Source organism: Bordetella genomosp. 4, assembly GCF_002261185.1.
In the GTDB taxonomy this organism is placed as follows: domain Bacteria; phylum Pseudomonadota; class Gammaproteobacteria; order Burkholderiales; family Burkholderiaceae_B; genus Bordetella_A.
Map to the genome: position 1 here is coordinate 149,982 of NZ_NEVQ01000022.1, position 14,344 is coordinate 164,325.

17 protein-coding genes and 1 tRNA gene are annotated in these 14,344 nt (G+C 58.6%); 2 read left to right on the plus strand and 16 right to left on the minus strand.

The window, feature by feature from the left end; genetic code table 11:
- Positions 1-35: 35 nt before the first annotated feature.
- The 5 genes from CAL20_RS21955 to CAL20_RS21975 all read right to left on the minus strand — a co-directional run bounded on the left by CAL20_RS21955 (position 36) and on the right by CAL20_RS21975 (position 4,179).
- Positions 36-989, minus strand: coding sequence for an SMP-30/gluconolactonase/LRE family protein (locus CAL20_RS21955; protein ID WP_094839012.1), 954 nt, complete (start codon positions 987-989; stop codon positions 36-38).
- Positions 973-1,773, minus strand: coding sequence for an SDR family NAD(P)-dependent oxidoreductase (locus CAL20_RS21960; RefSeq protein ID WP_094823231.1), 801 nt, complete (start codon positions 1,771-1,773; stop codon positions 973-975). Before CAL20_RS21960 ends, CAL20_RS21955 begins: the two co-directional genes overlap by 17 nt.
- Positions 1,774-1,830: 57 nt before the next feature.
- Positions 1,831-2,382 carry a carboxymuconolactone decarboxylase family protein gene (locus CAL20_RS21965; RefSeq protein ID WP_094823232.1) on the minus strand — a complete coding sequence of 184 codons (552 nt, stop codon included), beginning with the start codon at positions 2,380-2,382 and terminating at the stop codon, positions 1,831-1,833.
- Positions 2,383-2,397: 15 nt separating this feature from the next.
- Positions 2,398-3,015: a DUF4286 family protein gene (locus CAL20_RS21970; RefSeq protein WP_094839013.1), complete on the minus strand. Its 618-nt coding sequence runs from the start codon at positions 3,013-3,015 to the stop codon at positions 2,398-2,400.
- Between the two features lie 264 nt (positions 3,016-3,279).
- Positions 3,280-4,179: an amidohydrolase family protein gene (locus CAL20_RS21975; RefSeq protein WP_306431406.1), complete on the minus strand. Its 900-nt coding sequence runs from the start codon at positions 4,177-4,179 to the stop codon at positions 3,280-3,282.
- Positions 4,180-4,255: 76 nt separating this feature from the next.
- Between CAL20_RS21975 and CAL20_RS21980 the strand changes: the two genes are divergently transcribed.
- Positions 4,256-5,155 carry a LysR family transcriptional regulator gene (locus tag CAL20_RS21980; RefSeq protein WP_094823234.1) on the plus strand — a complete coding sequence of 300 codons (900 nt, stop codon included), beginning with the start codon at positions 4,256-4,258 and terminating at the stop codon, positions 5,153-5,155.
- Between the two features lie 14 nt (positions 5,156-5,169).
- On the opposite strand, the gene modC is transcribed toward CAL20_RS21980, so the two are convergent.
- The 5 genes from modC to CAL20_RS22005 all read right to left on the minus strand — a co-directional run bounded on the left by modC (position 5,170) and on the right by CAL20_RS22005 (position 8,960).
- Positions 5,170-6,258: a molybdenum ABC transporter ATP-binding protein gene (modC, locus tag CAL20_RS21985; RefSeq protein ID WP_094823235.1), complete on the minus strand. Its 1,089-nt coding sequence runs from the start codon at positions 6,256-6,258 to the stop codon at positions 5,170-5,172.
- A gap of 44 nt (positions 6,259-6,302) precedes the next feature.
- Entirely contained in the window at positions 6,303-6,980 is a 678-nt protein-coding gene (gene modB, locus CAL20_RS21990) for a molybdate ABC transporter permease subunit (RefSeq protein WP_094823236.1), read from the minus strand.
- A 25-nt stretch (positions 6,981-7,005) separates the two neighbouring features.
- A complete protein-coding gene (gene modA / locus CAL20_RS21995) occupies positions 7,006-7,770 on the minus strand; it encodes a molybdate ABC transporter substrate-binding protein (RefSeq protein ID WP_094839014.1) in 765 nt (254 codons plus the stop codon).
- A 122-nt stretch (positions 7,771-7,892) separates the two neighbouring features.
- Complete coding sequence (locus tag CAL20_RS22000; RefSeq protein WP_094839015.1) at positions 7,893-8,450, minus strand: hypothetical protein; 558 nt, start codon at positions 8,448-8,450, stop codon at positions 7,893-7,895.
- Between the two features lie 15 nt (positions 8,451-8,465).
- Positions 8,466-8,960 (minus strand): CesT family type III secretion system chaperone, encoded by a 495-nt coding sequence (locus CAL20_RS22005; RefSeq protein ID WP_094839016.1) that lies wholly within the window; start codon positions 8,958-8,960, stop codon positions 8,466-8,468.
- A gap of 144 nt (positions 8,961-9,104) precedes the next feature.
- Between CAL20_RS22005 and CAL20_RS22010 the strand changes: the two genes are divergently transcribed.
- Positions 9,105-9,797 (plus strand): hypothetical protein, encoded by a 693-nt coding sequence (locus tag CAL20_RS22010; RefSeq protein WP_094823240.1) that lies wholly within the window; start codon positions 9,105-9,107, stop codon positions 9,795-9,797.
- Positions 9,798-9,861: 64 nt separating this feature from the next.
- On the opposite strand, the gene CAL20_RS22015 is transcribed toward CAL20_RS22010, so the two are convergent.
- From CAL20_RS22015 to CAL20_RS22040, 6 genes are all read right to left on the minus strand, one after another.
- Complete coding sequence (locus tag CAL20_RS22015; RefSeq protein WP_256981700.1) at positions 9,862-10,800, minus strand: siderophore ABC transporter substrate-binding protein; 939 nt, start codon at positions 10,798-10,800, stop codon at positions 9,862-9,864.
- 128 nt (positions 10,801-10,928) lie between these two features.
- Positions 10,929-11,690, minus strand: a complete 762-nt coding sequence (locus CAL20_RS22020) for a CPBP family glutamic-type intramembrane protease (RefSeq protein WP_094823241.1) — start codon at positions 11,688-11,690, stop codon at positions 10,929-10,931.
- A gap of 5 nt (positions 11,691-11,695) precedes the next feature.
- Complete coding sequence (pth, locus tag CAL20_RS22025) at positions 11,696-12,292, minus strand: aminoacyl-tRNA hydrolase (protein ID WP_094839277.1); 597 nt, start codon at positions 12,290-12,292, stop codon at positions 11,696-11,698.
- Between the two features lie 130 nt (positions 12,293-12,422).
- Positions 12,423-13,034: a 50S ribosomal protein L25/general stress protein Ctc gene (locus CAL20_RS22030; RefSeq protein WP_094823242.1), complete on the minus strand. Its 612-nt coding sequence runs from the start codon at positions 13,032-13,034 to the stop codon at positions 12,423-12,425.
- A gap of 137 nt (positions 13,035-13,171) precedes the next feature.
- The gene (locus CAL20_RS22035) at positions 13,172-14,122 is read right to left on the minus strand and encodes a ribose-phosphate pyrophosphokinase (protein WP_176456590.1); all 951 of its coding nucleotides are present in this window, start codon (positions 14,120-14,122) and stop codon (positions 13,172-13,174) included.
- 145 nt (positions 14,123-14,267) lie between these two features.
- Positions 14,268-14,344 (minus strand) — tRNA-Gln (locus CAL20_RS22040).

Sequence of the window (14,344 nt, forward strand, 5' to 3'; positions counted from 1 at the left end):
GCCATGCACGCTGCGAACTGCAAACAAAGTTGAAGCTACAGAGCGGTAGCGCCCTGAGTGTTAACAAATAAGGAATAGATCGACGTGCACGACGCCATGAACAAGCGGTTGCGATGCTTGCCGCCGAAACACAGATTGGCGCAACGCTCAGGCAACGCGATACGCCCCAGCAATTCACCCTGCGGGGAAAACACACGTACGCCGTCCAGCTCGGCCGTACCCATCCCCCAGCCACACCAAAGATTGCCTTCGATATCTACGCGGAAACCGTCAGGCGTTCCATCGCCAGCATCGAACAGCACTCGCGGTGGGCTCAGACTGACGCCATCGTTCGCCACATCGAGCACCACGATATTGCGCGGCCGCGAGCGAGACTCGATGACGTACAAATGCCGTTCATCGGGTGAAAATGCCAGCCCGTTAGGCCCCTGTACGGTGTCGCACATCAAGCGGATTTCCTGACCATCCGGACTGATGCGATAGATCGCCGCAGGCAGTTCCTGCTCGGCTTTCTCGCCCTGGTAATAGCCGATGATGCCAAAGGGAGGATCGGTAAACCAGATCGAACCATCTGACTTCACCACCACATCATTCGGCGAATTCAAGCGCTTGCCTTGATAGTGGTCGGCCAATACCGTGATCCGGCCATCATGCTCCGTACGCGTCACGCGGCGGCCCAGGTGCTCGCACGTGATCAGGCGGCCCTGTCGATCCCGGGAGTTGCCATTCGCATGGCCCGACGCGTGGCGCCAGACATGCGTTTGCTGACTGACCTCATCCCATCGCATGATGCGGTCGTTCGGCACATCGCTCCAAAGCAGATAGCGTCCATCACCGAACCACACCGGCCCTTCCGCCCAGCGGCTACCCGTGGCCACGCGCTCAACGGCTGCCAACGGCAGCACCAGTTTCTCGAAACGGGGATCCAGTGCAAGCACTGCCGCATCGGGATAACGCGTGGGCGCTGCCCGTTCAATCGCATCGTGCACTCATGCCTCCATCGACGATGATTTCGGTCGCGGTGACGAAGCGAGCCTCGTCCGACGCCAAGAACAAGGCTGCATTGGCCGTATCCATGCCGTCACCCATGAACGGCAGCGGAATACGTGACTGCCGCTGCGCCAGCAATGCATCCACGTCGCCTCCGGCACGCTGACCGGCCAGGCGCACCTCGACCATAGGGGTATGCATCTGTCCTGGGATGACGGTATTGCAGCGAATATTCTGCTTGGCGTGCTCTATCGCCACCACGCGCGAGAGTTGAATCACACCGGCTTTCGCACTGGCGTATCCCACTTGCGCCGAACCCGTCCAGCGGATGCCAGAGGTCGATGCAATGTTCACGATGGCGCCGCCGCCTTGAGCCTGCATCCGGGGCAATACATGGCGGCAACCGAGGTATACGCTTTTCAGGTTGAAATCGAGCTGGCTGTCCCAGGTGTCTTCGTCCAAGGTCACCGGGCCGCCTTTACGCGATCCACCTACGTTATTGACCAGGATATCGACGCGCCCCCACGTATCCACGCAGGCTTGGACCATATCGCGCACGGCATCGGAATCCGTCACGTCCGCACACCAGGTCGTGATCTGTCCTCCGACCTCGCGCACGCGGGTAACGGTTTCCTGCATTGCACTTTCGTCACGATCGACGGCAAAGACCTGCGCGCCCTCTTGCGCGAATCGATAAGCAATGGCGCGGCCATTGCCCCAACCTGGACCCACGCTGCCCGCGCCCGTAACGATGGCTACCTTGCCTTGCAAACGGCCTGTCATGATCTGTCTCGCATAATGTTGTTTTCGTTAAAAAAATGCGGCGTCGAACAACTACCCTCAACGCCCGAAGCTGATCGTGCTGCCATCCGGCGGTTCGATCTCGAACACATTGATCGTCATCGAAATCAATGTGTAGTAGCCGGTGATGCCGACCAGGTCCACTACACTGTCAGTTCCCAACACGTCGATCGCTTCCTGGTACAAGGCGTCTGGAACGCGACGGGTCTGCAGCAACGCGCAGACGAAGCGATACACCACCGACTCGTCTGCTTGCGTAAACACGGGCTCATCGCCCACGCGTATCTGCTCGGCGACGCCGGCATCCAGGCCCGCCTTCAGCGCGATCGGATGATGTGCCCACCATTCAAACGATGCCTGCCACCATGCAGCCATCGTCAAGATGGCCAACTCGGATAATCGCGGCGGCAGGCTGGAGTCATAGCGGCAATACTGCCCCAACGCCTGTGCGTGCTCTGCCAGGCCCGCACGATGCAGCCAAATGGCTAGCGGCCCGCGAACTTTGCCACGTGGCCCGGAGGCGATAGCGTCGTAGATGCGGCGTTGATGCTCGGAAAGGTTTTCGAGTTCAGGAGGATTGAGTCGTGGCATATTCGGGCCCTCTACCTAGTCTTGCACCAGACGAAACATGGTGCGTTTGGTATTGATGAAATTCGGACGGACGCGATCGCTCCAGGATGTCGCACGCACTGCCAACCAGGCGGGCGACCCAAAGGCTTCGCGTTGTGCCAGGTCATAGCAGGCGTAATAGCGCGGCGAGCTGTTTTCAGCGAGATAGCGGCGCGCCCTCACCGTGCCTGGTACGGCGGCTAACCCCGGCAGATGCTCAGTCTCATACCAACGATCAAAATCGGCTTCTGCGCCGGGCTTGATATCGGTCTCGACCATGTAAAACCACGGGGCTGCTTGTCCCGCGGAGTGCCCTGCCACATCGGTGGTCAATGCCAGGCCTACCACCAACGCTCGAGGGTGCAACTCGCGCAGAGCCGCCTGCATAGCGTCGAGGTCGGTATTGGAATCGCTGCTCGCGCGTGTATCGGTGCTGCCGCCAGCATTGATACCTGCGTTGGCGTCGATGCCAGCGGGCGAGTACCACCACACATAAGTTTCGTCGTGATCCACCGCGTGATAGATGCGTAAATCCGTTTGCGTCGCGCCGGGCAGCGCCAACACGGCGGTCTCGCTCAAGGTCTCTTCCGGAAATTTGATTAGTATTGATTTCATCCATTACTCCGACAAACCTCGGCATTCATGCCGGGGAGGAAAGGGGCGCAGCCGTAAGGCTGCAAGATTGGTCTGATTTGAGTTGGTGTCTGGATAAATATCCAGTTTTCTGGCTTGGCTTGGATAGTATCTCGGGCATGCAAACCATTAGCCGCCGGGCTGGCGGTGTTAGCCCATGGAGAAACGGTAAGACCTGAGTGCATATGATGTACAACGGCTCGGTTCTGTGAAGTGGGAATCTCTTTCCTTTAGGGAGGGGAGCAGTCAAGAGCCGAATCGATACAAGGTGTGGGGGTTATCAACCAATATCTGGTGCTGCATGGCGCGATCGGGGCAAAGACGCAGAAACGTGTTGAGCAACTCGCCGTCATCCGGCATATCGCCGGCCACATTGGGATGCGGCCAGTCCGTGCCCCATAGCAGGCGCTCCGGCATTGCCTCCAACAAGGCGGCCACCAAGGGCTCGGCATCTGCAAAAGGCCGTTTCCCATGGCTGGAGACACGATCCAGCCCGGAAATCTTGACCCAGGCATTCGGGTGGTCGCGCAATGCCAGCAGCGCCTGAAATGCGTCGTTCGCTACGCCTTGCGAGGCAGCGACCCGCCCCATGTGGTCGATCACGAAAGGCACCGGCAGGCGTTTCAGGCGCGGCAGCAGGTCCATGAGCGACGCTTGGTCGGAATGAATACACACATGCCATCCCAGCGCAGCGATCCGAGGCGCCACCTGAGCCAATTCATCCCAGCCTCCGTTGGCGAGATGGGCGACGAAGTTGTAGCGCACGCCTCGCACACCACGGGAATCCATATCCTCCAGCTCGCGCTCGTTGACCGTGGGGCGTACCAGCGCAATGGCGCGATACTGCCCTGCCCCTTTGTCCAGCGCGTCCAGCGTGGCCGACATGTCGTAGCCATGGCAACCAGGCTGGACGATCACGCCGCGGCTGAATCCCAGCTGCTGATGCATATGGCGCATCTGTTCAAACGAAGCATCGGGAGGCGTATAGGGGCGATCCGCCGCATAAGGAAAAACGTCGGCCGGCCCAAAGATATGGAAATGGCTATCGCAAGCCTGCGCCGGTAAAGCTTGGCTGGCAGGCGTAATCTGAGCAAGAGGAGGCGCGCAATCGGGCATGGGAATCGTGTAGCTGTCGGGAATTCGCATGATGCGCAGTCCGCGCCCGGCCGGCAATGAGACTTAGCGGACTTCTGATATAGCAAAAACGTATACCATTGTGTCTATGGATCTCAAGCAAATCCGCTATTTCATCGTGGCCTGCGAAATGCGCAGCCTGTCTCGCGCCGCCGAGGTGCTGGGACTGTCACAGCCCTCGCTCAGCCGGCAGATCCAGTTGCTGGAGGCGGAACTGCGCCATCATCTGCTGATCCGCACCGGCCGTGGCGTTGAGCCCACGCCAGCCGGCTTGCGTTTTCTGGCGCATGCGCAGACGTTGGATGATCTGGCGCAACATGCGAAACACGATATGCGCGCCTTTGCCTCGACCTCTCAGGACAAGGTCCGTCTCGCCATGCCGCATCGCGTGGCGCGTCGATTGGCGCCCCACATCATGCAGGCATTTCGCCGCAAACACCCTGCGGCTGCACTGACACTGGCAGAGGGTTTGAGCCTGGAAATGAACGAATGGCTGGTCAAAGACCGCGTCGACTTGGCGCTGCTGTACGACCCGCCCCCATCGACGCTGGTGCGCTACGAGTCGGTCTACCGCGAAGATCTCGTCCTGGCCTACACGAGATCGTGCCGGCCGGCCCCGCCGTCCAGCGTTCGCGCACGGGATCTGGGGCGCTATCCCCTGGTATTGCCTAGCGCCCCAAACACCATCCGGGCACTGGTCGAGAAAACCTGCCGCGAGCTCAATGTATCGTTAGACGTCATCGCCGAAGTCGATGTGGTGCACACCATTCTGGAAACCATGACCCAGGACAGTCTGTACACCATCCTGCCGCGATCGGCGTTACACGACATCCAAGGGCGAGATGATCTGATCTGCTCGACCATCACAGATCCCGTCATCATGAATAACCTGACCCTGGCCACCCCCGATCGTCAGAGCCTGCCGCCGCTGGTCGAGTCCACTGCTGACATCATTCGCGGTCTGGATATGCAGCATCTGTTTGCGTGAGCGGTGCTCATCGATCAAGCCAACACCGATACCGCTTTGATCTGCGCCCAGGCATGCGTGCCCGGCACCAAGCCTAATTGGTCACGCGAATAACGGGTAATCCGCGCCAATAATGGGGTGCCGTCGGCATCCAGACGCACCAGAATGTGGTCAGGATGATCGGCGGACGCCATGTCCTGCACGCGCACAGGGATCACATTCACAATACTGCTCTGCTCTGGATGCACGAGCGTGATGCTCACGTCACGCGCCTTGACGGCCAAACGAGCAGCGGTACCCGGCGGCAAGCGCCCGTGCACCACGCGCAAGCACGACACGCTGCCGGGTAATCGCACAGACATCAGCTGATAGCCAGGATCGAATCCGGCGACTGTTCCAGACACCACGACAGAAGCGTCATCCGCCATGGCCAATGGCAAATCCAGACGCGTCAGCATCTGCGCAATCGCGCCGCTCGCCATAGCCCGCCCGGCGCTCAACAACACCAGGTGGTCGGCCAGGCGCGCTACCTCGTCGGGCGAGTGACTGACATAGATCACGGGAATATCGAGCTCGCCATGCAGCCGTTCGAGATAAGGCAGAATTTCCTGTTTGCGCGCGACATCCAGGGACGCCAAGGGTTCATCCATCAACAACAGACGGGGGCTGGTCAACAGCGCCCGGGCGATCCCGACACGCTGGCGTTCGCCGCCAGACAGCCCGGCAGGCATGCGTTCCAATAGATGAGCGATCCCCAGCAGCTCCGCTGCCTGCAACAGATCGACGCGGCGCTCTGCCGCAGGAATACGGTTCAGGCCAAACGCCAGATTACGCTGGACCGTCATATGGTCAAACAGACTGGCCTCTTGAAAAACATAGCCCAGCGATCGGCGATGCGTCGGTACGGCAATCCCGGCCTCCGTATCCAGCCAGACCTCGCCATTGATGCGCAGATAACCTCGCGACACCGGAGCTAACCCGGCCATACACCGCAAGCACGTCGTCTTGCCCGAGCCGGAATGCCCATATAACGCCGACACGCCGCGGCCCGGCAGAGCCAGATCGACGTCGAGCGAAAACCCGGCGTAGTCCACGCGAAAGCGGGCTTCGATACCCGTACTCATTGGTGTGTCAGGGGCAGGCGGATGTGACATGTGTGGTCCGCCCGTCACCACAGCGACGCAGTGCGCCGGCGCGTATACAGCAACAGCAACACCACAAATGCAAACGCGACCATGCCCCCTGCCAGCCAATGCGCCTGCGCATATTCCAGCGCCTCGACATGATCATAAATCTGCACGGAGACAACGCGCGTTTTGCCTTCGATGTTGCCTCCCATCATCAGCACGACGCCGAACTCACCTACCGTATGGGCAAATCCCAGAATCGCAGCCGTGATAAATCCAGGCCGCGCCATCGGCAACACAATGGAAAAAAAACAGTCCCAGGGGCTGGCTCGCAATGTGGCCGCGACCTCCAGCGGACGGCGCCCGATGGCTTCGAAAGCGTTTTGCAGGGGCTGCACCACAAAGGGCAACGAGTAAATGACCGACGCGACCACCAGCCCGGCAAAGGTGAACGGCAATATCCCCAAGCCCAATGACTGCGTGACCTGACCAATCCAGCCGTTGGGCCCCATCAGCACCAGTAGATAAAAACCCAGCACCGTCGGCGGCAATACCAGCGGCAAGGCGACTACGGCGCCGATCGGGCCTTTCAGACGGGACCGGGTATGCGCCAGCCACCAGGCAATGGGCGTGCCAACGATCAACAACAACACGGTCACCAGAGACGCCAGTTTCAACGTCAACCAGATTGCGGCCAAATCGGCGGAGTCTAAGGGCATAAGAGACAGGGACGGCGAGATACGCCTATTGTCCGCCTAATTGGTACCCGTAGGACTTAATAATCTCGGCGGCTTTGGGGCCTTTCAGGTATGCCGCGAACTCCGCAGCCACGGGATTGTCTTTGCCCTTGGCCAGCACCACGGCGTCCTGTTTGATGGTGTCATGCAAATCACCCGGCACGATCCACGCCGAGCCGGAGGTCAGTTTGCCGTCCTTGTAGATTTGCGACAAGGCGACAAAGCCCAGTTCGGCGTTGCCCGAGCCGACAAATTGCTGGGCCTGCCCAATGCTCTGTCCCTCGACAATTTTGGGTTTCAAGGTGTCGGCCAAGCCGAGCTTTTGCATCACTTGCACAGCAGTCAAGCCATACGGCGCGGCTTTCGGATTGGCGATCGCCACATGCCGGAATGCATTTTTCTTTAAGACACCGCCCTGATCATCGACATAACCGGGCTGGGCGGACCACAACGCCAATGTCCCTACCGCATAAGTAAACCGCGAGCCCGGCACGGTATCGCCTTCGGACTCGAGTCTGGCAGGCCGATCATCATCGGCGGCCAGGAACACCTCGAAGGGCGCACCGTTCTTGATTTGCGAATAAAACTGGCCCGTGGCGCCAAAGGAGGCTCGAACCCGGTGGCCCGTGTCCAACTCGAATTGCTTGGCGATGGCCTGCAACGGCGCAGTGAAATTGGCGGCGACGGCGACTTGCACCTCTGCGGCCAACGCGGATGTGGATACAGACAACAGACCAGCAGTCAAAACGACGGCAAAGCGCATGGCAGCCATGACAGAGTCACCCTACAAAAGAAAGCACTGTGATTTCGCTATATACACAACTATATAACGAAATCTACATCATGCCATTCATTGAAAGTACCTGATCGGCCGTCTGCGCTAGTCTCCTCTGCTTATTTTCCTATCGGGAGCCAACCTGAGTTGGAGTAGAGCATATCCGCAGCGACCAGTACCTGCGCAAGAGCACTGCCTGTGCAAGCGACGCTGGTTACCAGTTTTCCACCAGAAAGGACCACGCCTGGCACATCGCCTTGATACGCCCGCGAGACCAGCGTCGCCGCTGTCACTAACCTCCCGGTCATAGCCTGGTAATTTGCGGCCCCTATCCCGATGCCTGCTGCCGACTGCACCGCACGGTCCGCCAAGGCCGTCACATTCAAACTATTGGCCACCGCTGACAGCGCACTCGGGCTGAAAAGGCCGCTTGTCATACAGTTGGCGACAGCGATCGCTGTAGAACATGTACCGAAAGCGGCCAAGACGGAGTCCTGCGCCATGCTGCCCGCGTTTCGCAGGCTTTCCCGGCTCGCATGCGCCACCGATTCGACGCTCAGTACGTCCGCTACCAGCTTGACCAGATCGCAGCCGAGGTCTTTGACGTCCTTCGGGAAATCGGGGTCAATGTCATACATGCCGGGCACCACTGACCCGCCAACAGAAGGGAATTGCATAATCGATCCGTCCTTTTAAGCCACGTCAGTAGGATTCGTTGCCGATGCCACAACAGACGGATCGGCGACAGAGGCAAGAGCCAGTATCGGCTCCAGCTCGCCATCGCGAACAGCAGCCGCCAATGCATCGACATGCTCGGCAAAAGCAATCAGCACGCCGGTAAATGCCGGCTCGGTCCAACTCGTCTCGTTCGGCATCCACGTCAGTTTCAGCAAAATTTCGTGGGTCACCGGCGCGACGCCCACGCTGGCCATGCCTGACAGACTCGTTGCCATATTGACCATCAGCAACGCTCGGAGGGTGCTGGCAGGCACCGTCTCATCGGCCATACCTAGGATGCCGGTAAAGATCAATCCCATCGGGACAGGCGCCGGCGCAACGCTAAAGACGTTCCCACCCTTGGTCGTCAAGGCAAGCATGCCGTTCTGATCGATGACGATTGGGATTCCTAGCGCTTGTTCGAGAGAACTTCCCCAATCACGTAAACGTGCAACCGAGTCCGTTGACATTATGCGTATCCAAAAAAAGCAGAGAACGCTGCGTGAGTAACCACGGATTACATAAGGTTCCGGCGATGAGTTGTCGTTGATTTGTGGAACCCAATCGGGAAACAGGCCACTCACGGATTCCGTTAATCTGCAACGCACGAAGACATGATGCAAACAGAATCGTCTGGCCGGCTGGGTTTGTGCTTTCTCTTATTGACTCTTGTCGCTCTGTGCCCCAAGAGCGTATCGGCGTCATCATGGTTTGTCTCTCCCCAAATTGGCACGCAAGGGGTGAGCGCACAGGTGGGGTATCGATCTGATCATGATTTCAGCCTACGCGCCTCTTGGAACCAGTTTGGTTTTGACAGATCGTTCAAGCTCGACAATGTCGAATACGATGCGGATATCCATTTGAAATCCCTCGGCTTGTTGTTTGACTACTATCCGCTGGACAATGGTTTCCATGTGACCGCGGGCTTGTACAGAAATAACAACCACATTTCTGCGAGCGGCGTTCTCGATCGTACGTTCTCTCATCGCATCGGCAATCACGTGGTCCAGATAGACGGCAAGCAATTAGGGAAAAGCTCGGTCAGGGTCGACTATGCGCCAGTCGCCCCCTATCTGGGAATCGGATACCACAACGTCACAAAAGAAGGATTCAGCTTTGCAGCAGATATCGGCGTGCTCTATCAAGGCAACGCCAGAGTCAGCGCTGAGCCGCCTGAAAAGCTGCGCAATGTCAACATTCAGCAAGTGAGAGACGGTGTGAACCAGCAAAAGCGTGAAATCGAAAGAATGGCGAACAAGGTGCGTTGGTATCCCGTCGTAAGCGTCGGGGTCGCTTATACCTTCTAAGAAAAAAGGCGGGTATTGCTCCCGCCTTTTTGGTCCCGCTGATAGGCACGCTAGTGGCGTACGTTTACTTCATGGCCTCTAGCATGTCGGCGGCAATCGTCTGCACATTCGATACGCCCGTCGTCACTACGTACCACGCGTTCGGATCCGCGTAGTAGACGTGGCCCGTCTTGTAGGCACGCGTCTGACTCAACGCCGGGTGTTTAGCCAAGGTATCGGCAGCGGTTTTTTTACCTCCATTGATGGCGCCGCGATCCAATACGATGAGCCAATCGGGATCGGCCTGGGTCGCCTTGGCGAGCGTCTCGGCTCGCTTGGCGGCGGCGGCCTTCGCTGCGGGAGACCCGGGCTCTGGACGGGGCTGCGCTGAGGCAGCGGGATCTGCCGGTGGCAACACGGCGCTCAACCCGGACAATTCATATGCGTATCCAAAGCGCTCCCCCGGCGCGTGGGTCATCACATTGCCGTTGATAACGAACAGAAAGAGGCCGGTTTTGCCTTTGGTCACCGCATGTAATTGCTCTACGGTCCCATTGAGTTTGGAGACGGCCGCCCTGGCCTGGGCTTGCTTATCAAAGGCTGTGCCGATAGCCTCGGTACTAGCCGTCACCGAGGAAAGAAATGCCCGTGGATCTGCGGAAAAACTGATGGTCGGTGCGATATTCTGCAGTTCGGGCAGCGCTTTTTGAGTACGTCCGCCAGCGATGATTAAGTCAGGCTTGATCTGTTTCAACAACGCGTAGTTTGGCTCAAACAGCGTACCGACGACTGTCGTCTTGCTAAAGCCGGCCAGTGCGCCCTCGTAGGTGGACGACGGTACGCCGACAACAGGGATGCCCAAGGTATGCAGCGTATCCAGCACACCGAGATCGAAGGTCACGATTTTTTCTGGCGTGGCAGGCAACACCAGAGGAGCCCCCAGGCCATTTCCTTGCGGCAATTCAAAGGCAAATGAAGAAAACGAGGCCAGCGCCGAGGCGGCCAGCAATATCCGGGATTTCACAGCGAAGGTACTCCTTGTGCGAGCGTGACGACATCGCCACTGCTTTCTAATGATATTGATTATCAATATTCATTGTATGGGCAATACCCGTAAAGCTTACAAAGAGCTAAACACGCTGAAACAACTGATTATCCCGTTCTATTCAAGACCAGCATGATGATCAATATCGGGCCGGAATTGAAAATGCCATGCAAAAGAATGGCTGCGCCGATGCCTCGCCGCACGCGCATCCAGCCCACTACCAATCCCGCCGACCATTGAGGCAAGACCAGCATAGGCAACATCCAATAGGGAACATCGGCCAGGCGGAAATTATTCAGATGCACCGCGGCGAAGATCAGTGCGGACAAGTGATAGACCCAGCCGAAGCGCCAACGGTAATAGCGACGCCAATCCATCTGCCAGCCTGATCGTTTGATATGGCCACGCCGCAGTGGCAGGCTGGCCAGCAATATGACTGCAACAGCCCATGCGATCGTCCATCCCTGCACGCCCCACAACAAAGGCGGCAACATGGCAGGACACACCCATAAAGCCTGGCGAGGCCGGCGCAAGCCATAGCGAAACAGCATTTCCTCGATCAATGGCGCCCACAAGATCGCGGTCAGCCACGGGATCGCGGCGGGATCCATACGATGCGCTGCGCCGCCGGAGTTCGCCGCCAGAACGGCGAGCGGCCCCAATGCGATGAAGTTCAGCAGCCACAACACTGCAGCCCAGGCGAGCAGACGGCCGAGCGGAATGCCCGGCCACCAATCGCTGGCTAATCCGCTGCTGGCGCGGCGGCCCGGCAAACGGCGCAAATCCGGCTGGCGAAAAAAATGCCAGAAATCGGCGAGCTCTTGTCGGAATCGCATCTTGCCTTGCGGAGTGGCCGGGGTCGTGTTCATTTCGCTCAGGCCGAATTACCGCTATGCAACTCGCGCGTGGCACGCTCTATATCGCCGTCCAACATAGCCGGCACGACGACGCGGCAACGGCGAATCACCTCGTCGATAGCGGTCTGCTCGTCTCGACGCGGCGGATGCAGAACAAAATCGGCGACCTGCTGTGCCAGGCCCAATGAACGAGGATGACCGATACCGATGCGCAGGCGCCAGAAATTCGGACTGCCCAGCGCGGCCTGGATGTCTTTCAGGCCATTGTGGCCTGCATGGCCGCCGCCCTGTTTCAATTTCACTTGACCTGGCAGCAGATCCAGTTCGTCATGCAACACCAATATCTGTTCGGGCGTGAGCTTGTAAAACCTCGCCAATGCGCCCACCGACTGCCCCGAGCGGTTCATGTAGGTGATGGGCTTGGCCAGCAATACGTTTTCGCCGGCGTGACGCGCTTTGGCGACCAGACCAAAGAAACTCTTTTCCAGGCTGAAGCTGGCATGCAAATCATCAGCCAGATGGTCGGCCAGCCAGAATCCGGCGTTATGACGGGTGGTTTCGTAATCCGGACCGGGGTTACCCAGGCCCACGATGAGACGGATAGCAGTAGACATGGTGAGCATGATAAAGGGGAACGGTCGTCTTTTGCCCTCGTATCGCTGCAAGGCAAAAAACAAAACCCTGCGAATGCAGAAGCATACGCAGGGTTTGCGCTAGCGCTCGGCTCAGGCCGAGCACAAAGGCTTAGGCTTCAGCAGCAGCTTCGCCTTCGTCATCGGCAGCAGCACCGCCGCCTTTGACCAAAGCCGTGGCCAACAACGGGTTGGCATCACCACCGTGCGCGACATAGCTCACGCCCTTGGGCAGCTTGATGTCGGCCAAGTGCACCGAAGCGCCGCCCAGCAGGTCAGCCAGGTTGACTTCGATGAACTGAGGCAAGGCGGCCGGCAGGCAGGTGATTTCCAGTTCGGTAACCACGTGGCTGATGATGGCGTTGCTCAGCTTGACGGCGGGCGATTCGTCGCCGTTGATGAAGTGCAGGGGCACCTTGGTGTGCAGGGCTTGGCTGGCATCGACGCGTTGGAAGTCGACGTGCAAGACTTGCGGCTTGTAGGCGTGCCATTGAACCGAACGCAGCAGAACGGGTTCTGCCTTGTTGCCGTCGACCTGCATTTGCAGGATCGAGGCGTGGAATTCTTCTTTGCGCAGGGCGTGGAAGATTTCGTTGTGGTCGAGTTCGATGTTCAGGGGGGCAGCCTTACCGCCATAAACGATGGCAGGAACGCGGCCCGCGCGGCGCAGGCGGCGGCTCGCACTCGAACCCTGGACGCTACGCGCAGTGGCATTGAATTTCATGGATGACTCCAGACAATCTGGCAGTGGCGACACTGCCGGTTAAGTGACACGGCACGCGACATGCGTACCGTGTTGTTCGCCCCCCTGCCGCGACCAGCAAGCGGGCAAATTCGAAATTGGGACCGACGTCGATAACGTCAGTCGGTAAACAGCGAACTGACCGACTCGGCGTTGGAAATACGCAGAATGGTTTCGCCCAACAGCGCCGCGCAGGACAACTGGCGGATCTTGCTGCTGGCTTGGCCTTGTTCGGACAGCGGGATGGTGTCGGTCACGACCAGTTCGTCGAGCTCGGAGCTCTCGATGCGGTCGATCGCGCCACCGGACAACACCGGGTGCGTGCAATACGCGTAAACAGCGCCGGCGCCACGGTCTTTCAGGGCCTGGGCGGCCTTGCACAGCGTGCCGGCGGTATCCACCATGTCATCCATGATGATGCAGGTACGGCCATCGACTTCGCCGATGATGTTCATGACCTCGGACACGTTCGCACGGGGGCGGCGCTTGTCGATGATGGCCAGGTCGGCTTCGAGCTGCTTGGCCAACGCGCGGGCACGCACCACACCACCGATATCGGGCGACACCACGACCAGGTTGGAGAAATTGCGGCGCCAAATGTCGCCCAGCAAAATCGGACCGGCGTAAATGTTGTCGACCGGAATGTCGAAGAAACCCTGAATCTGGTCAGCATGCAGGTCCATAGTCAGCACGCGGTCAACGCCGGCGACCTGGAGCATGTTGGCTACGACCTTGGCCGAGATCGCCACACGTGCCGAACGCGGGCGGCGGTCTTGGCGGGCATAGCCGAAATACGGAATGGCTGCTGTGATGCGGCCAGCCGAAGCGCGGCGCAAGGCATCGACCATGACCATGATTTCCATCAGGTTGTCATTGGTAGGTGCACAGGTGGGCTGCAAAACAAAAACGTCTTTGCCGCGCACGTTTTCGTTGATTTCAACCATCACCTCGCCATCGGAAAATCGGCCGACGGTCATTTTGCCGAGCGACATATCCAGATGGTTGACTACGTCCACAGCCAGGCGGGTGTTGGCTGTGCCGGTGAAGATCATGAAGCTGTCGTTTGCCATGATGGAAGCTGCTGCGATGGTCGGTTAAGACGCGAAAACGTGTACTGCTATACGAAGACACGCCGGAAATCCGGCAAATAAAAAAGCTGCTGAACCGAGGCCAGTGTCTGACAGGCGCGTTCAACAGCTTTTTTATTGAAATTTTTGGCTGGGGAGGAAGGATTCGAACCTTCGCATGCCGGAATCAAAATCCGGTGCCTTAACCAGCTTGGCGACTCCCCA

What these genes read in the sequence shown, in the direction of transcription:
- CAL20_RS22035 (WP_176456590.1), bottom strand. Translation starts at nt 14,122, where the DNA reads ATGGCAAACGACAGCTTCATGATCTTCACCGGCACAGCCAACACCCGC.
- CAL20_RS21975 (WP_306431406.1), bottom strand. Translation starts at nt 4,179, where the DNA reads ATGCGAATTCCCGACAGCTACACGATTCCCATGCCCGATTGCGCGCCT.
- CAL20_RS22030 (WP_094823242.1), bottom strand. Translation starts at nt 13,034, where the DNA reads ATGAAATTCAATGCCACTGCGCGTAGCGTCCAGGGTTCGAGTGCGAGC.
- pth (WP_094839277.1), bottom strand. Translation starts at nt 12,292, where the DNA reads ATGTCTACTGCTATCCGTCTCATCGTGGGCCTGGGTAACCCCGGTCCG.
- CAL20_RS21965 (WP_094823232.1), bottom strand. Translation starts at nt 2,382, where the DNA reads ATGCCACGACTCAATCCTCCTGAACTCGAAAACCTTTCCGAGCATCAA.
- modC (WP_094823235.1), bottom strand. Translation starts at nt 6,258, where the DNA reads ATGAGTACGGGTATCGAAGCCCGCTTTCGCGTGGACTACGCCGGGTTT.
- CAL20_RS22005 (WP_094839016.1), bottom strand. Translation starts at nt 8,960, where the DNA reads ATGTCAACGGACTCGGTTGCACGTTTACGTGATTGGGGAAGTTCTCTC.
- modB (WP_094823236.1), bottom strand. Translation starts at nt 6,980, where the DNA reads ATGCCCTTAGACTCCGCCGATTTGGCCGCAATCTGGTTGACGTTGAAA.
- CAL20_RS21960 (WP_094823231.1), bottom strand. Translation starts at nt 1,773, where the DNA reads ATGACAGGCCGTTTGCAAGGCAAGGTAGCCATCGTTACGGGCGCGGGC.
- CAL20_RS22000 (WP_094839015.1), bottom strand. Translation starts at nt 8,450, where the DNA reads ATGCAATTCCCTTCTGTTGGCGGGTCAGTGGTGCCCGGCATGTATGAC.
- CAL20_RS22010 (WP_094823240.1), top strand. Translation starts at nt 9,105, where the DNA reads ATGATGCAAACAGAATCGTCTGGCCGGCTGGGTTTGTGCTTTCTCTTA.
- CAL20_RS21970 (WP_094839013.1), bottom strand. Translation starts at nt 3,015, where the DNA reads ATGAAATCAATACTAATCAAATTTCCGGAAGAGACCTTGAGCGAGACC.
- modA (WP_094839014.1), bottom strand. Translation starts at nt 7,770, where the DNA reads ATGGCTGCCATGCGCTTTGCCGTCGTTTTGACTGCTGGTCTGTTGTCT.
- CAL20_RS21980 (WP_094823234.1), top strand. Translation starts at nt 4,256, where the DNA reads ATGGATCTCAAGCAAATCCGCTATTTCATCGTGGCCTGCGAAATGCGC.
- CAL20_RS22020 (WP_094823241.1), bottom strand. Translation starts at nt 11,690, where the DNA reads ATGAACACGACCCCGGCCACTCCGCAAGGCAAGATGCGATTCCGACAA.